At 65.6% G+C, this 15,028-nt stretch carries 12 protein-coding genes; 4 read left to right on the top strand and 8 right to left on the bottom strand.

The features are described 5' to 3' along the window. Window positions 1-7 precede the first annotated feature (7 nt). From C515_RS0107935 to tsaB, 6 genes are read right to left on the bottom strand one after another with little or no spacing between them, the layout of a single operon-like run. A complete protein-coding gene (locus C515_RS0107935) occupies window positions 8-2,227 on the bottom strand; it encodes a putative bifunctional diguanylate cyclase/phosphodiesterase (protein ID WP_028455078.1) in 2,220 nt (739 codons plus the stop codon). After that, a complete protein-coding gene (locus C515_RS22465; RefSeq protein ID WP_051304765.1) occupies window positions 2,224-4,734 on the bottom strand; it encodes a PAS domain-containing sensor histidine kinase in 2,511 nt (836 codons plus the stop codon). Before C515_RS22465 ends, C515_RS0107935 begins: the two co-directional genes overlap by 4 nt. 13 nt (window positions 4,735-4,747) lie before the next feature. Beyond that, complete coding sequence (locus C515_RS20225) at window positions 4,748-5,971, bottom strand: EAL and HDOD domain-containing protein (RefSeq protein ID WP_043648703.1); 1,224 nt, start codon at window positions 5,969-5,971, stop codon at window positions 4,748-4,750. A gap of 60 nt (window positions 5,972-6,031) precedes the next feature. Beyond that, the gene (locus C515_RS0107920; protein ID WP_028455077.1) at window positions 6,032-6,934 is read right to left on the bottom strand and encodes a uracil-DNA glycosylase; all 903 of its coding nucleotides are present in this window, start codon (window positions 6,932-6,934) and stop codon (window positions 6,032-6,034) included. Continuing rightward, entirely contained in the window at window positions 6,931-7,395 is a 465-nt protein-coding gene (rimI, locus tag C515_RS0107915) for a ribosomal protein S18-alanine N-acetyltransferase (RefSeq protein WP_051304764.1), read from the bottom strand. Before rimI ends, C515_RS0107920 begins: the two co-directional genes overlap by 4 nt. Continuing rightward, window positions 7,395-8,087 (bottom strand): tRNA (adenosine(37)-N6)-threonylcarbamoyltransferase complex dimerization subunit type 1 TsaB, encoded by a 693-nt coding sequence (gene tsaB, locus C515_RS0107910; RefSeq protein ID WP_028455075.1) that lies wholly within the window; start codon window positions 8,085-8,087, stop codon window positions 7,395-7,397. The genes rimI and tsaB overlap by 1 nt, the downstream gene beginning before the upstream one ends. 144 nt (window positions 8,088-8,231) lie before the next feature. Between tsaB and C515_RS22460 the strand changes: the two genes are divergently transcribed. The 4 genes from C515_RS22460 (at window position 8,232) to C515_RS20215 (ending at window position 12,205) form a co-directional block, all read left to right on the top strand. Continuing rightward, complete coding sequence (locus C515_RS22460) at window positions 8,232-9,212, top strand: hypothetical protein (RefSeq protein ID WP_144290398.1); 981 nt, start codon at window positions 8,232-8,234, stop codon at window positions 9,210-9,212. After that, window positions 9,209-10,915 (top strand): single-stranded-DNA-specific exonuclease RecJ, encoded by a 1,707-nt coding sequence (recJ, locus tag C515_RS0107900; RefSeq protein ID WP_081686822.1) that lies wholly within the window; start codon window positions 9,209-9,211, stop codon window positions 10,913-10,915. Before C515_RS22460 ends, recJ begins: the two co-directional genes overlap by 4 nt. A 104-nt stretch (window positions 10,916-11,019) precedes the next feature. Then, the gene (locus tag C515_RS0107895) at window positions 11,020-11,382 is read left to right on the top strand and encodes a gamma-glutamylcyclotransferase family protein (protein WP_028455073.1); all 363 of its coding nucleotides are present in this window, start codon (window positions 11,020-11,022) and stop codon (window positions 11,380-11,382) included. A gap of 70 nt (window positions 11,383-11,452) precedes the next feature. Then, a complete protein-coding gene (locus tag C515_RS20215; protein WP_043648700.1) occupies window positions 11,453-12,205 on the top strand; it encodes a glycine zipper 2TM domain-containing protein in 753 nt (250 codons plus the stop codon). A 17-nt stretch (window positions 12,206-12,222) separates the two neighbouring features. Here the strand turns inward: C515_RS20215 and C515_RS0107885 are convergent, their stop codons facing one another. Together C515_RS0107885 and dbpA are read right to left on the bottom strand one after the other, a co-directional pair. After that, window positions 12,223-13,371, bottom strand: coding sequence for a BamA/TamA family outer membrane protein (locus tag C515_RS0107885; protein ID WP_211234011.1), 1,149 nt, complete (start codon window positions 13,369-13,371; stop codon window positions 12,223-12,225). 44 nt (window positions 13,372-13,415) lie between these two features. Beyond that, the gene (gene dbpA / locus C515_RS0107880; protein WP_028455071.1) at window positions 13,416-14,798 is read right to left on the bottom strand and encodes an ATP-dependent RNA helicase DbpA; all 1,383 of its coding nucleotides are present in this window, start codon (window positions 14,796-14,798) and stop codon (window positions 13,416-13,418) included. Window positions 14,799-15,028 lie beyond the last annotated feature (230 nt).

Genomic DNA, 15,028 nt, shown 5'->3' with positions numbered 1-15,028 from the left:
TCTCCGCTCAGTCGCGGCGTTGCTGCAGCCAGCCCCGGAAATCCTTCAGCGTCATCGGCCTGGCGTACAGATAGCCCTGAGCCTCGCGGCAGCCCAGCGCGCGCAGGAAGCCGGCCTGTTCAGCCGTTTCGACACCCTCGGCGATGGTGGAGAGTCCCAGCTTGGTGGCCAGCGCGACAATGGTTTCGGCGTACATGCCGCCGCGGCCGTCGGCGATCTCGCGCACGAAGCTCTGGTCGATCTTCAGGCAGTTGATCGGCAGCGAACGCAGCTGGCCCAGTGACGAGAAACCGGTGCCGAAATCGTCAATGGAAATGTGCACACCCAGTTCCTTCAGGGCGCCCAGCGCCGAGATCACCACCTTCGGTTCGTCCATGGCGATGCTTTCGGTGATTTCCAGCTCGAGCGCGGTGGGCGGCAGGCGGTGTGAGCCAAGGATTTCGGCGATGCGGTCGATCAGCCGGCGGTTGCGGAATTGCGGCATGCTGACATTGACCGCCACGCGCTTGGGGGCATTGTAGAGATCCTGCAGGCTGCGCCAGGCATCGGCGGCCTCGGCCAGCACCCATTCGCCAATTTCGACGATCAGCCCGGAGTATTCCGCCAGCGGGATGAAGACCGAAGGCGGCTGCACGAAGCCATCCTCGGAGGGCCAGCGCAGCAGTGCTTCCATGCCGATGACCTTGTTGGTGGCCAGCTCGATCTGCGGCTGGTACCAGACTTCCAGCCTCTTGAGCTGAAAATCGTGGCGCAGGTGGCGGATGACTTCCAGGCGCCAGCGCGTGTTGTCTTCCATGTCGGCCATGAAATATTCGTGGCTTTCATGAAAGTGCTTCTTGGCGCGATTGAGCGCGATATTGGCGCGCTTGAGCAGCGTGAAGCCCGATTCGCCCCCTTCCAGCATGCGGCAATAACCGGTGGTAATCGTCACCGGCAGGTGGTGCTCGCCCACGGCAAACGACTGATTGAAGATGTTTTCGAGGTTTTCCGGATTGAGCAGGTTTTCCGGTCCCAGCAGGCCGAAAATGTCAGCTCCCGTGCGGGCAATGCGGCAGTGGGGTGCCAGATGCTGTTCCAGCCGTTCGGCGACGGCCACCAGCAGCGCATTGCCGACATCATGGCCCAGCGCATCGTTGACGTCGGCGAAATGGTCGAGGTCGATCAGGCAGACCACCTCGCGCGGGTTGACCTGGCGGGTGGCGATGTCCAGCCACAGGATGAAGCAGCTGCGATTGGCCAGCCGGGTCAGCGTGTCGTGGTAGGCGACGTAGTTGAGCATTTCCACCTGCTTGACGTTGCCAAAGCAGGCGCTGATATTGGCGGCGAAGACTTCCAGCAATTGCCGGTCCTGCTCGGTGAGCTGCTTGCCGGTATGCACATAAACGGCGGCTTCCTGGTTGCCGCCGCGCAGGTAGAGCGTGGTCGCATCATGCGCGAACACATGAGCCTGCTGGGCGATGCAATGCCGGATGCTGTGCTCGATATGCGGCTCGTGCAGTTCGTCCACGGGGGCGGTGATCAGGTGGGCCAGTCGGCCGGCCGCGCCAACGATGTAGAGGCGCTCGTCATTGTCATCGGAAAACGGCGAGCCTTTCTGGGCGCAGACGATGCCATCCAGCGGCAGCTTCAGCAGCGCAGTCATTTGCGTGAGCACGCCTTCGGCGAACTGGGTCAGCGCATGCTTTTCCATCAGGTCGGCCACCGCGCTGACAATCAGCTCAAGGCCGCGACGGTTTTCGGCGATGGTGCGGATCTGGTCATAAGAGCGCAGCGCTGCGGTAATTGCCGTGATCAGGCGGGTGCGCGTCAGCTCGGATTTGGTGCGGTAGTCGTTGATGTCGTAGTCGTTGAACACCGCAATTTCCGGGGCATAACCCGGCTGGCCAGTGCGCAGGATGATGCGGCATTCATTCATGTCGTAATGCTTGCGGATGTCGCCGACCAGTTCGAGCCCGGCCTGGCCGCTTTCCATCACCACATCCAGCAGGATGACGGCGAAATCGCGCTGTTTCTCCAGAATCGTGCGCGCCTCGGCGGCGGAGCTGGCGTGGGTGAGCGCCAGCGCGCGCTGCTGGATCTGGATGCCATGCAGGGCAAGACGGGTGGCGGCATGCACGGCATCGTCGTCGTCCACGACCAGGATGGGCCAGCTGTGCAGCGGCTCATCGGGTGGTGTGTCGTCTTCTTCCTGCCATTGCAGCAGCTCGTCATGCTCTAGCTCGCTCATTCCTGCTCCTTGCGGGTTCGGGGGGCATGTTCGGGTAAATCCAGGATGAAGCGGGTGCCGCTGTCCGGATTGCTGATAAGGTTCAAGGTGCCGCCCAGAACGCTTTCCGTCAAATTTCTTACTATGTATAGCCCAAGACCGCTGCCGCCTTCGGCCAGTTTGGTGGTGAAGAAGGCTTCAAAGACACGGGTCTGCAACTCCGGCGGGATGCCGCTGCCGTCGTCCTGGTAATCGAGCCGGATGGTCGGCTGCGGCAGCTCGAGCCGGCTGGCGCTGATGCGGATATGCCCGGCCTGGCCAGCGCCGAAGGCATGTTTCAGGCTGTTCTGGATCAGGTTGGTGACGATCTGCTCCAGTGCCCCGGGGTAGCTGTCGAGCAGCAGGCCATCGGGAATCGCCACTTCGACCGTATGCGGCTGGTGTTTCAGCTGCGGGCTCAGCGTGGTGAGCACCTCGGTGATCGTCAGGCCCAGATCAAATTCGCGCCGCCGGTCGCTGGTCGTGTCCGTGGCGACCGACTTGAAATGCGCGATCAGTTCGCTGGCGCGCCGGGCGTTGCGCTCGATCAGGTCGGCGGCTTCGACGCTGAAACCGATGAACTGCTGCAGGGCGGATTTGCGCAGTGTGCCGTCTTCCTGCTGCCGGTTCAGTTCCTGCACATTGTCGCGCAAGGTGGTCGCCACCGTCAGCGTATTGCCCAGGGGGGTATTCAGCTCATGCGCCAGCCCGGCGACAAGGCTGCCCAGTGCCGCCAGTTTTTCCGCGTGCATCAGCAGTTTCAGCGCCTGCCCCAGCTCCACATTGGCGCTTTCCAGCTCGGTGCGGCTCTCTGAAACTTCGTTTTCCAGAATGTGCTGGATGCTGCGCAGCTCGGTTTCCATTTTCTTGCGGGCATCGATGTCGACGTGCATGCAGACAAACACTTCCTCGCCGCGGTAATGCCCGACGGGGAAGATGGTTGTCAGCATCCAGCGGCGTTCGCCATTCTTGCAGTTGAGCTTCAGCTCCATCGGCTCGATGGCGCGATTGTGCGAGCCCACCCATTCCAGCTGGGTGAGGAAGTCGAGCATTTCCCGGCTGGAAATGATCAGCTCGTCGATGCGCTTGCCCACGGCTTCCTGCTCGCTCCAGCCATAGAGCAACTGGCTGGCCTGATTCCAGAACACCACGCGACCGTCAATGGTGTAGCCCTGAATCGCGATGTTCGGCGTATGGTCGATGATGGCGTGCAGGATGCCCTCGCTTTCCTGCAGCGCATGTTGCGCCAGCTTGCGGGCCGTAATGTCGAACACGATGCCGTCGATCAGGATGGCGCCGCTGGGGTGCTCGCGCGATTGCGCGCATTCCAGCACCCACAGCCACTGGTCCTTGCCCGATTTGAGCCGGTATTCGATTTCATAGGTGCTTTCGCGCTCGCGATGCCGGCGCACGGTATCGGCCAGGCGTTCGCGGTCGGCCGGATGCACGAGGTCCATGTAGCGCCGGTTGCCCGATGGCAGGAAGTCGCGCTCCGGGCAACCGGTCAGCAGGCTGATGCCGGGGCTGGCCAGCAGCAGCTGGTGGCCCTCGTCGCCGGGCTTGCTGCGGAAAACCGCCCCGGGAATCTGCTCGACGAGCAGGCGGTAATTGCGTTCGCTGTCGGCCAGCTCGTCGGTCAGGGCCTTGAGGTCGGCGGCCTGGCGCTGGCTGCGCTGCAGGGTGTTGAGGGCGAACCAGGCGCACAGCAGGGTGATCAGGGCAAAGGCCAGACCGCCCACACGGATGAAGCGCGCCGCCGGCACATGGGTGGCACCGCTGGCCGTGTGGTGGTGCCAGTAAATCTGCCAGCTGCCGGCACCCGCCTTGCTTTGCCAGCTGAATCGGGTGCGCTCGGCCAGCGTGGTTTCCGGCTCGCCCAGCACAAAGCGCCATTCGCCGTCACTGCCGGTGGCCACGGCCAGGCGGGCGCTGAACTGGTTGTTCTGGCTGTTGCCAAGCTGCTGCGCCAGTTGCTTAAGTTCGAAGCGCCCCAGCACCAGGCTCTGCGCGTCCAGCGGCTGCAGGTGATAGATGGCGCGGCGATCCTGCAGGTGCTGGTACCACATGGCCTGCTGCTTGCCCAGGCTGTGCCTGATCGCGCGCTGGAAATCCGGATCGCTGACCGGGCCCGGTGTCATTAACCCACTGGGGTATTGGCTCTGAGGCAAGGTAGCGGAATGGCTGTCAGCCAATACGTAGGCATAGCGGATGCGATTGCTCAGTGGCGAGCTGGAGGCCTGGCAGTCCGGCGCCGGCGGCGCGCCGCTTGCCCAGCAATAGCGCGCGAGGTGGCGTCCGGCGGTGACCTGTTCTTCCAGCCAGTACCAGAACACCTGGCTGCGCGCCTGGATTTCGGCCATGCTCCGTTCCTGCTCGGCATTCCGGCCGATCTGGTCGACCATGCGGTAGGCCTGCTCACTGGCCGTGATGGCCAGCAGGGTGAAGGCAATGATCAGGCTGCGGGCGAAGGTGAGGGTGTTCGGGCTCATGGCGGAGCGTGCCTCAATCCTGGGCGCTGTCAGCAAGCAGCTGGTCGGCCCAGGTCATGGCGTCGAGCAGCAGGGCGGATGCTGCCGCGCAGCGGGCATCGATGCTGCCGCTGGCTTCGCAGCGTTCCAGGAGCAGCACCTCACCCAGCAGCTCGCCCAGCCTGCCTTCGCCAGCCAGCAGGGCCGCCTCGATCTCGGCGTGCAGCTGCATTTGCGCCAGCAGGTCGGCCAGCGGCTCCTGGTAGAGTGCTTCCAGCAGCGACAGCAGGCCCACCATGAAGGCCTGTTCGGCCAGTGTGCGCTGCCCCGGATGACGCTGCAGGCACAGCAGTTCCATCAGCCGGGCGCGGCAAACGGCAAGATTGGTCAGCGGATCCTGGCGGGCAAGGCCGGTGTCGTTGCGGGTGAACAGCAGCAGTTGCACCCAGCGCATCAGCTGTCGCCGGCCCAGCAGGCTCAGGGCGTGTTCAATGCTGTCGATGTGGCAGGGCGCGCCGCAGGCCACCGAATTGACCAGCTTGAGCAGGGTGAAGCTCAGCTGCGGCGAGGGCTGGAAGGCGCGCACCAGATCGCGGGTATCGGCGTCCTGGTTCAAGAGGCCCAGCAACTGCAGCAGCGCCCAGTTGGGCGTGCGCGGCTGGCGGCTGGTGAGGATGGTCGGCCGCGCAAAAAAATAGCCCTGAAAGAGGTCGAAGCCCAGCGCGTGGCAATGGGCGAATTGTTCCTCGGTATCGATTTTCTCGGCCAGCATCTGCAGCCGGTAGGGGCGAAAGGCCGCCATGGTTTCGGCGAGTTCGGCGGGCGTGCAGGCCTGCAGATCGAGCTTGATGAAGCTGATGTGCGGCAGGATGGGCAGGTGTTCCGGCGCCAGGTGGTGCACATCGTCCAGCGCCAGCGTGAAGCCGCGCGTCACAAGCTCGGCGCAGCGCGCCACGAGGTCCGGCGTGAGCGCCACGGTTTCCAGGATTTCCAGCACCACCGCCTGCGGCGGCAGCAGCTCGATGGCATCCGACATCAGCAGATCGGCGCTGACATTGATGAAGCCGCGATGGTTTTCCAGCACATGGCGCACGCCAAACTCGCTGAAGGCATTGCGGATGACCTGCGAGGTGGCCGCCAGATCGTCGATGACCGTCGCCTGATTGATCTGGCTGTCCCGAAACAGCAGCTCGTAGGCGAACAGTTCTCCCGATCTGTTGACAATTGGCTGGCGGCCAATGTGCAGTGTGGTGGTCATTGCGCGGCTTGTTGGAATGATTTGACTAACTTTAGACGAAGCCGGCGCGGGATGGGGAGCCTAGCCGCGCTTTTGTGCCAGCGTGTTCTCCAGCAGCAACAGGTCGGACCAGGCCTTGGATTTGTCCGGCAGATTCCGCAGCAGATAGGCGGGGTGATAGCTGACGATGACCGGAATGCCCCGCCATTCATGCACCTTGCCACGCAGGGCGGAGACTGGCGCATCGCTGCCCAGCAGGTGCGAAATGGCAAAGCGCCCGACGGCGAAGATCACCTGCGGTTGCAGCAGGGTCAGCTGGCGATCGAGAAAGACGCTGCACTGCGTCACTTCGGCCGGCGCCGGATTACGGTTGCCGGGCGGGCGGCATTTCAGCACGTTGGCGATATAGACCTGCTCGCGCCGCGACAGGCGCACGGCCTTGAGCATATTGTCGAGCAGCTGGCCCGCCGCGCCGACAAAGGGTTCGCCCTGTCGGTCTTCCTCGGCGCCGGGCGCTTCGCCGACCACCACCACCTCGGGCCGCGTCTGGCCCACGCCGAAGACGGTTTGCGTGCGCTGCTCGCACAGGCCGCAGGCGCGACAGCCGGCGACTTCGTCCTGCAGCGCCTGCCAGTCCAGCATGGCGATGCGCGCACCGCGCTCGTCGGCCGGTGCGCCGTCCGCGGTGCGTGCGGCTTGCTGCAGCGTTTGCTGATGGCGCTGCTGCAGCAGCGGATTGGCGGCGCGCGTAACCTGTTCCAGCAGTTTTTGCGCCGTGCGCGCGATTGGCGTGCCATGTCCCACTGGCGTGCCGTGTCCGGCCAGGGTAGCCGGTGCAGCGGTTTCCGGCGCGGGCGCGGCTTGTGCGGGTGGCGTGTCCGCTTGTGCTACGGCCGCTTCGGTGCGCAGTTCCGCCAGCAGCTCGCGCCGCAGCCAGAAGGGGCCGATGCCCAGTGCCGACAGTTTCTCGCTGCGTGCGTTCATTGCGGCTCCTCGCTGGCACGGCGTTCCAGGGCGTAGAGGATGGCGTCTTCGCGTCCCGCAGCCGCCGGGTAGTAATTCTTGCGCCGTCCGCATTCGCGAAAGCCGTGGCGCTCATAGCAGGCGCGCGCGGGTGCATTGCTGGCGCGCACTTCAAGAAAAATCCGTTCAACTTGCCGGGTATCCAGCTCTGAGCCCAATGCCTGAAAGAGTTTCGAGGCAATACCCTGTCTCTGGTGTTCGGGGGTAACCGCGATCAGCAGCAGCTCGGCCTCACCGGCCAGCAACTGGCAAACCGCAAAGCCCTGCAGCTGCCCGCTGGCGCGCCAGCCCAGGCACAGATCGCCTGCCAGCGACGACTGCCAGCCGGCCGTGCTCCAGGGGTGCGCATTGGTGGCGGCATCGAGCGCCTGCAGCTCCGCCAGATCATTGCTGGCCAGCCGGCAAATCCCCTGATCCATCATCAGCCGCGCTCGTGGGTTTTCAGCGCGACCTTGTCGCGCAGGTAGAGCAGCTCGGCTTCGTGTGGCGGCACGCCCTGGCCGGCTGCAAAACGCGGCTGCGCCAGCGCCAGCATGTGGCTGGCACGCGGCGCCAGCGTGGCATCGATGCCAGCGAGCTGCTCGCCCAGGCGCGCCTGCAATACATCGCCATACAGCGCAAAACCGCTGCCCGCACCCAGCCAGTCCGTACCGGCGGGCAGGGGAATGGCCTGCGGGTCGCAGACGACGGGGCCGGTTTCCAGCTGCCAGCCGGCCGGCGTGCGTGCATAGGCGGCGGCATAGACCTGGTTCATGCGGGCATCCAGGCAGCAGTACACGCGCTGCGGCTGATCCGGATGCGTCGCCTGGGCCGCCTCGGCCAGCGCTTCCAGCGTGGAAATGCCCAGCAGCGGAATGCCCAGCGCAAAGGCCAGACCCTGGGCGATGCCGCAACCGATGCGCAGGCCGGTAAAGGAGCCGGGGCCGGCGGCAAAGGCCAGCCCCTCCAGCGCGGCGAGCGGCGTGCCGCTTTCTTCCAGCAGCTCGCGCAAGCGCGGCAGCGTCAGCTCGGCGTGTTTCTGGCCGACGTGCCAGTCGCGCGCCACCAGGCCGGTGGGCGTGGCAAGCGCAAGGGACAGATGGTCGGTCGCGGTATCGAGTGCAAGAAAAGCCATGCCGGAACACAGTCGGAATCAAGGGGCGCAGTTTAACGCGAAACCGCTGCGCAGTCGCTGTGCGGGTGAGGGGGCAAGGGGCTGTCTGGCGGGTCGGGGCCGGAATCGCTGGTCCGGGCTTCATGCTAACATCGCGCCATGGACATGACGCTTTATCTTTTTGGCTGGCGCTGGCCCGATGCCGACATCAATCGTGCCGCCCGCCGCGAATTGCCGATGCCGGCACTGGCCCGGCTGTGGGGACTGGGACGCCCGGCCCGCGTGCCGGAGGCTGGTCTGGCCGGCTGGCGCACCAAGCTGGCCGGGCTGGATCCCTTGCCGGAAGCACCGCTGCTGCTGGCCGCCAGCCAGCCCGAGCCGGGCTACTGGCTGCGCATGGATCCGGTCACGCTGGATGTGCAGAACGATGGCCTGGTGCTGCATGCCTTGCCGGCCGGCAGTCTGCCCGCCGCAGATGGCGCGGCGCTGCTGGATGCCATTGCCCGGCATTTTGCCGGCGACGGCTGGCAATGCCGCAGTGTGGCGGATGGCTGGTTCCTGCGCCTGCCGCAGGCACCGGCGGTGACGTTCACGCCACTGGCGCAGGTGCTCGGGCGCGCCATTGGCGCAGCCTTGCCGCAAGGAGCAGATGCCCTGCACTGGCATGGCCTGCTCAATGAAATCCAGATGCTGCTCTATGCCCACCCGGTGAACGACCGGCGCTCGGCCGAGGGCTTGCCGCTGGTCAGTGGCGTGTGGCTTTCCGGTGGCGGAGTCTGGCCCCTGCCGCAGTCGCCGGCCGGCCTGACTGACGGGGTGGCGAGCAGTGATGCGCTGCTCTGTGCCATCCAGCAGGCGGCCGGCCTGCCGGTGACGCCGCTGCCCGCCGCCTTCGCGCCGCCGCTGCGCTGTGCGGTTCTGGATCAGGCGCTGCCGGCCCTGCAGGCCGCCAACCCGGTGGCCTGGTTTGCCGCCTGGCAGGCGCTGGAACGTGACTGGTTTGCACCGCTGCTGGCCGCCTGGCAGGCCGGAACCGTCCGCAGCATCACCCTGATCGCACCGGAGCTGGGCGAAAGCCGTCAGCTTGCCGCCGGCTCGCGCTGGTGCTTCTGGCGTCGTCCCGCCTTGCCGGAGGTGCGCGAATGAGCTCGTCCGCCGCATTGCGCCCCATTCACCTGCAGGCCCGTCCGGTCGAAGCCGGGCTGGCCGCCCGGCTGGCCGCCGAGGGTCTCACGCCGCTGGAGGCGCGCATCTACGCCGCGCGCGGCATTGCCAGCGTGGCCGAACTGCAGCACGAACTGGGCCGGCTGCTGCCCTGGCAGCAGCTGCACAATGCTCGCGTCATGGCCGAGCGCCTGGCCGATGCCATTGCCGCCGGGCAGAAAATGCTCATCGTTGCCGACTATGACGCCGACGGCGCGACCGCCTGCGCGGTCGCCATGCGCGGTCTGGCGGCCATGGGGGCGCTGGTCGACTTCATCGTTCCCAACCGCTTCGAATATGGCTACGGCCTGACGCCGGAAATCGTCGACGAGGCCGCCACGCGCTCCCCCGCTATGCTGATCACGGTGGACAACGGCATCGCCAGCGTGGCCGGCGTGGCGCGCGCGCGCGAACTCGGCATGGAGGTGCTGGTCACCGATCACCACCTGCCCGGCGATGCCTTGCCCGAGGCGCTGATCGTCAACCCCAACCAGCCGGGCTGCGAATTTCCCAGCAAGAACCTCGCCGGCGTCGGCGTGATGTTTTACGTGCTGATGGCGCTGCGCGCCGTGCTGCGCGAGCGCGGCGCCTTTGCCGGAAAAACCGAACCCAATCTGGGCATGCTGCTTGATCTGGTCGCGCTGGGAACAGTGGCCGACGTGGTCAGGCTGGATGCCAACAACCGCATTCTGGTCGAGCAGGGTCTGCGCCGCATTCGCGCCGGTCGCTGTGCGCCGGGCATTCTCGCGCTGCTGCGCATCGCCGGGCGCAATCCGGCGCGCGCCGGCTGCTTTGACCTCGGCTTTGCGCTCGGGCCGCGACTGAACGCCGCCGGGCGGTTGGATGACATGAGCCTGGGCATCGCCTGCCTGCTGGCCGCCAGCGAAGACGCCGCCGAGCCGCTGGCGCGCGAGCTCGACCGCATGAACCGCGCGCGCCGCGAAATCGAGGGCGGCATGCGTGAAGAGGCCGAGCGCATTCTCGAGCATGTCAATGTGGCAGGCCGCTTCAGCGTCGCGCTGTATCAGCCCGACTGGCATCAGGGCGTCGTCGGGATTGTCGCCGCGCGGGTGAAGGAGCGCTTTCATCGCCCGACCATCGTCTTTGCCCAGGCCAGCGACAGCGAAATCAAGGGCTCGGGGCGCTCGATTCCGGGCCTGCACCTGCGCGATGCGCTCGATCTGGTCAGCAAGCGCGCGCCAGGCCTGATTGCCCGCTTTGGCGGGCATGCCATGGCCGCCGGCCTGTCGCTGCACCCGGCCGATTTTGCGCGTTTTGCCAGCCTCTTCGAGACGGTGTGCGGCGAGCTGCTGGAAGGGCGCCTGCCCGAGCAGCAGATCGATACCGACGGCGAGTTGCCGCCCGAGGGCTATCACTTTGCCCAGGTCGAACGGCTGGAGCAGCAGGTCTGGGGGCAGGGCTTTCCGCCGCCGGTGTTCACCGGCGCATTCCGCGTCGTCGAGCAGCGCCTGGTCGGCGAGAAACATCTGAAACTGCGCCTGGCCACGCCGCACGGCCTCGTGCTGGATGCCATGCGCTTCCAGCACGCCGAGCCCTTGCCGGCCGAGATTCATGCCGCCTATCGTATCGGTATCAACGAATTTCGCGGTGAGCGTGCGGTGCAGCTGCAGATCGAGCATTGCTGATCTGCCTGCGTTGATATTGGTGGGTATTGCCATGCAGCCTATTCTGTTGAATGGCTGTGGGTGGATGGGTTGTAACGTATGTCGGCAGTGCGCAGGAGCGGGCCATGATGCATCCGATTACCGTCTTTGTGTATGGCACGCTCAAGCGTGGCGGCTGGAACCACCGCTGGCTGGCGGGCGCCACCCTCCTGGGCGAGGCCGAAACCGTGGACTGGTATACGCTCTACGCGGATGCCGTGCCGCATCTGGTGCGCGAGGAGGAAAGCTACCCGGTGCGCGGCGAGCTGTATCTGGTCGATTACGCCACCCTGCTGGACCTCGACGAGCTGGAAGGGCATCCCGATGCCTATTGCCGCGAACAGGTGCGCGTGCGCGGCCCCTCGGGCGAGGAGCTGATCGCCTGGGTGTATTTCGCGCGCCGGCCGCAGGGCAGGCGCCTCAGCCACGGCGTCTTCGTCATCGATTGAGGCCGCCGTCACAGCCGGGCGGCGTGCCAAAGACTATGCTGGGTTTTCAAGCACGCAGCAGGAGACGGCCATGGCCCGCCTTGTTCACGGATGTCTGTTCGGCTGCCTGGCCGTCTTGCTGGGCCCTCTCGCATGGGCCGGCGATCTGCCGGCGCAGCGCGAGCGCATCGAAAGCGATTACCGGCTGGAAGTCGCAATCTGCCACGAATTTGCCAGCGCCGATCAGCCGGCCTGCCTGCAGGATGCGAAGACCCAGCGCCAGCTTGCCTATCAGCGCTGGTGGACTGCGCGTGACCGCAACGCCGCGGTTGCCGGCTATGACGGTGATCTGCCTGCCCAGAAGCTGCAGATCGAAAGCCAGTACCAGCTGCTGCTGGGCATGTGCCGTGAACTCGACAAGGCCAGCCAGGCCGCCTGTCGCGGCGAAGCCATCAGTCGCAAGAAGGCCGAACTCAAGCGCGCCATGACCCGGCCGGCCGATACCGGCTGTCGGGAGTGTGGCGTGGTCAGTCGCGTGCAGGAAATCGAGCGTCGTGGCGAAGGGCCGTGGCTGGGGCGCATCGGCGGCGCGGCCGCCGGTGGCATGCTGGGCAGCAAGATCGGCGAGGGCAGCGGGCGTACGCTGGCGATCATTCTGGGCACACTGGGCGGCGCGCTGCTCGGCGCCGAGCTGGACCGCCAGCTAGCAGTGGAAAAAGCCTGGGAAGTCACCGTGCTCTTCGAGGATGGCCGCGAGGAAAGCGTGGTGCTTGAGGAGGCCGACCACGGCTTTGCCCAAGGCGACCCGGTCAGGCTGGAGAACGGACAGCTGCTCAGGCGCTAAAGGTCAGCGGGCGGGTTTCAGCGCCAGGCGCTGCCGATCTGGATATAGACGGCGTTATCCTCCGGGCCGCGTGCCAGATCGATGCCGCCATACAGACCCAGCTTGCGTGCCAGCAGATAGCGCAGGCCGATGCCGCCCGCATGCACCGTTTCACTGCCGTCCCAGCTGCTGCGCTCGCCAAAGGCCTTGCCCGCACCGGCAAAGCCGATCACGGCCCAGCGCGGCGTCACATTCCAGCGGACTTCGGTTTCGGCCACCAGTGTGCGGCTGTCCTGGTAGCGCAGCGCCGGTACGCCGCGCAGATTGACATAGGGCTGGGCAAAGAAGGGAGCGCCGCTGCTGACCGAGCGAGCATCGCCGCGCAGACCAAGCACGATCTGTTTGCCAAGCGGTTCGTAATGGTAGCCACGGGCATTGAGCGAGTTGTAATCGACGCTGGCGCCCAGCGCCTGGTTTACCGTGCCAAGCTCGATTTCCAGAAAGTCGCCGCGATTGGGCGTGAACATATTGTCCCGGCTGTCGTAATCGATGACGGCGGTCAGCTGGCTGATGCGCACGTCCAGATCACGCGGCAGCCGGTCTGGCTGGCCGCTGCCGCCAAAGCGCGCCTCCGAGCGGAAAAACACATAGCGCGGGCCGATAAACCAGTCACTGTCGCCAAGCCGCGACAGCCATTGCTGGACCAGACCGGTGCCACTGAGCGCATAGCTGCGGGCATCGCCGCGCAGGCTGTAATGGTCCAGCTGCAGATCAACGGCGCCGGCGCCGCCGAGATAGCGGTGGCGATCATCATCCAGCGGGATGAAATAGCCGCCTCCGGCGCCCTTGCTGCCATTGCCGCTGCGAAAGCCGAACAGGCCACCCATGGCAGGGGGGGTGAAGCGGCCATGACCGGTCTTGGCGCGTTCGCCGGAGCTGGCCAGCGAATCGCTGAACCACAGCAGGCCCACGCCGCCGCCAAAATCGAGCGCCGGCTCGGTGATGATCAGCGGAATCGGCAGAAAGCCCTTGTGGTTCAGCAGATGTTCGCTGAGATCAAATTGCCCGTCTTCCGGGTCGCTGAAGCGGCTATCCGTGCCGGCAGCGGCCTGTGTCGCGACGTTTGGCAGCACCAGTAACAGCAGGTGGATGCTCGCTCTTATTGCGCGTGAAATGGTCGTTTGCATGAGTACGATTGCGAAAGTGTGGGGCGGGAAGTCCGGCTCGGCACTCAGCCCAGCCAGCGCATCTTGAATTGCCGGCCCTTGATCTTGCTGTGCTCCAGCCGCCGGAATGCCGCGTCGGCGACGTCGCTGGCGATGGCGACAAAGCAGTGCTGGTCAAACACGCTGATCTTGCCGACCTGGCCTGCGCTGAGCTTGCCGTCGCCGGTCAGCGCGCCCAGGATGTCGCCGGGGCGCAGCTTGTCCTTCTTGCCGCCGGCGATCTGCAGGGTGCGCATCGGAGGCAGCAGCGGCGCGGGATCGGTGTCGGTCAGCGTGTCGCGCTCGAACCAGCGTACCGGGCCGCCCTGGTATTCCTCGATGAAGCGCACCCACTTCTTTTCCTGCGGGCTGGCGATGCTCACCGCCAGGCCTTTGTCGCCGGCGCGGCCGGTGCGGCCGATGCGGTGGATGTGCACCTCGGTGTCCTTGGCGATGTCGACATTGATGACGAGATCGATGCCGGAGATGTCCAGCCCGCGCGCGGCCACGTCCGTGGCCACCAGTACCGTGATGCTGCGATTGGCGAACTGCGCCAGCGTTTCGTCGCGATCACGCTGTTCCAGCTCGCCGTAGAGCGCCAGCGCGGCAAAGCCGGCGTCCTGCAATTGTTCGACCAGCTCGCGGCAGTGGATCTTGGTATTGCAAAACGCCAGCGCCGACACCGGGCGGTAGTGGCGCAGCAGCTCGGACACCAGTGCATTGCGCTCTTCGTGCGCAACGGCATAGAAACGCTGCTCGATCAGCTTGTCCGAATGCTGGCTTTCGATGCGGATTTCCAGCGGGCTGCGCAGAAAAGGCGCGGCGATCTTGCGGATGGCATCGGGGTAGGTGGCCGAGAACAGCAGCGTCTGGCGGAATTTCGGGCAGGCCCGGACGATGCGGGTGATGTCGTCGACAAAGCCCATGTCGACCATGCGGTCGGCTTCATCGAGCACCAGCGTGTGCACGCGCGACAGATCCAGCGTTTCGCGGTAGAGATGGTCCTGCAGGCGGCCGGGGGTGCCCACGACGATGTGCGCGCCATGCTCCAGCGAGCCGATCTGCGGGCCCATCGGCACGCCGCCGCACAGCGTGACGATCTTCACATTGTCGATGTGGCGCGCCAGCCGGCGCAGTTCGTTGGCGACCTGGTCGGCCAGCTCGCGCGTCGGGCACATCACCAGCGCCTGCACGCCGAAAAAGCGCGGATTGAGCTTGTGCAGGATGGGAATGCCGAAGGCGGCCGTCTTGCCGCTGCCGGTCTTGGCCTGGGCGATCAGGTCGCGACCGTCGAGCGCATCGGGCAGGCTGGCGGCCTGGATGGGCGTCATCTGCTGATAGCCGAGGCTGTCGAGGTTTTGCAAAAAGGCGGGCGGCAGGGCGAGCGAGGAAAAAGCGGCTTTGTTCACAATGACTTAGGCAAAATGGATAGCCCGACAGTTTACCGGATGCGGCCTAGGTTCTGTTGACGTTTTGTTTGCGTTCACGCTGGAGCACTTTTCGCGCCGAATCAAGGCGTTGCGAGCGCCGCATAACCGGTTATGTCAGCGAAGCGACAACGCAGAGTCGGCGCAAAAAGCGCCCAGCCCGCCGGGTTTGGCTGTTTTTGGCCTGACACGGCGTTGCAAAGCCCTTGCAT

Source organism: Chitinilyticum litopenaei DSM 21440 (assembly GCF_000428145.1).
GTDB lineage: Bacteria > Pseudomonadota > Gammaproteobacteria > Burkholderiales > Chitinibacteraceae > Chitinilyticum > Chitinilyticum litopenaei.
This window is presented reverse-complemented; position numbering and strand designations above follow the sequence as displayed.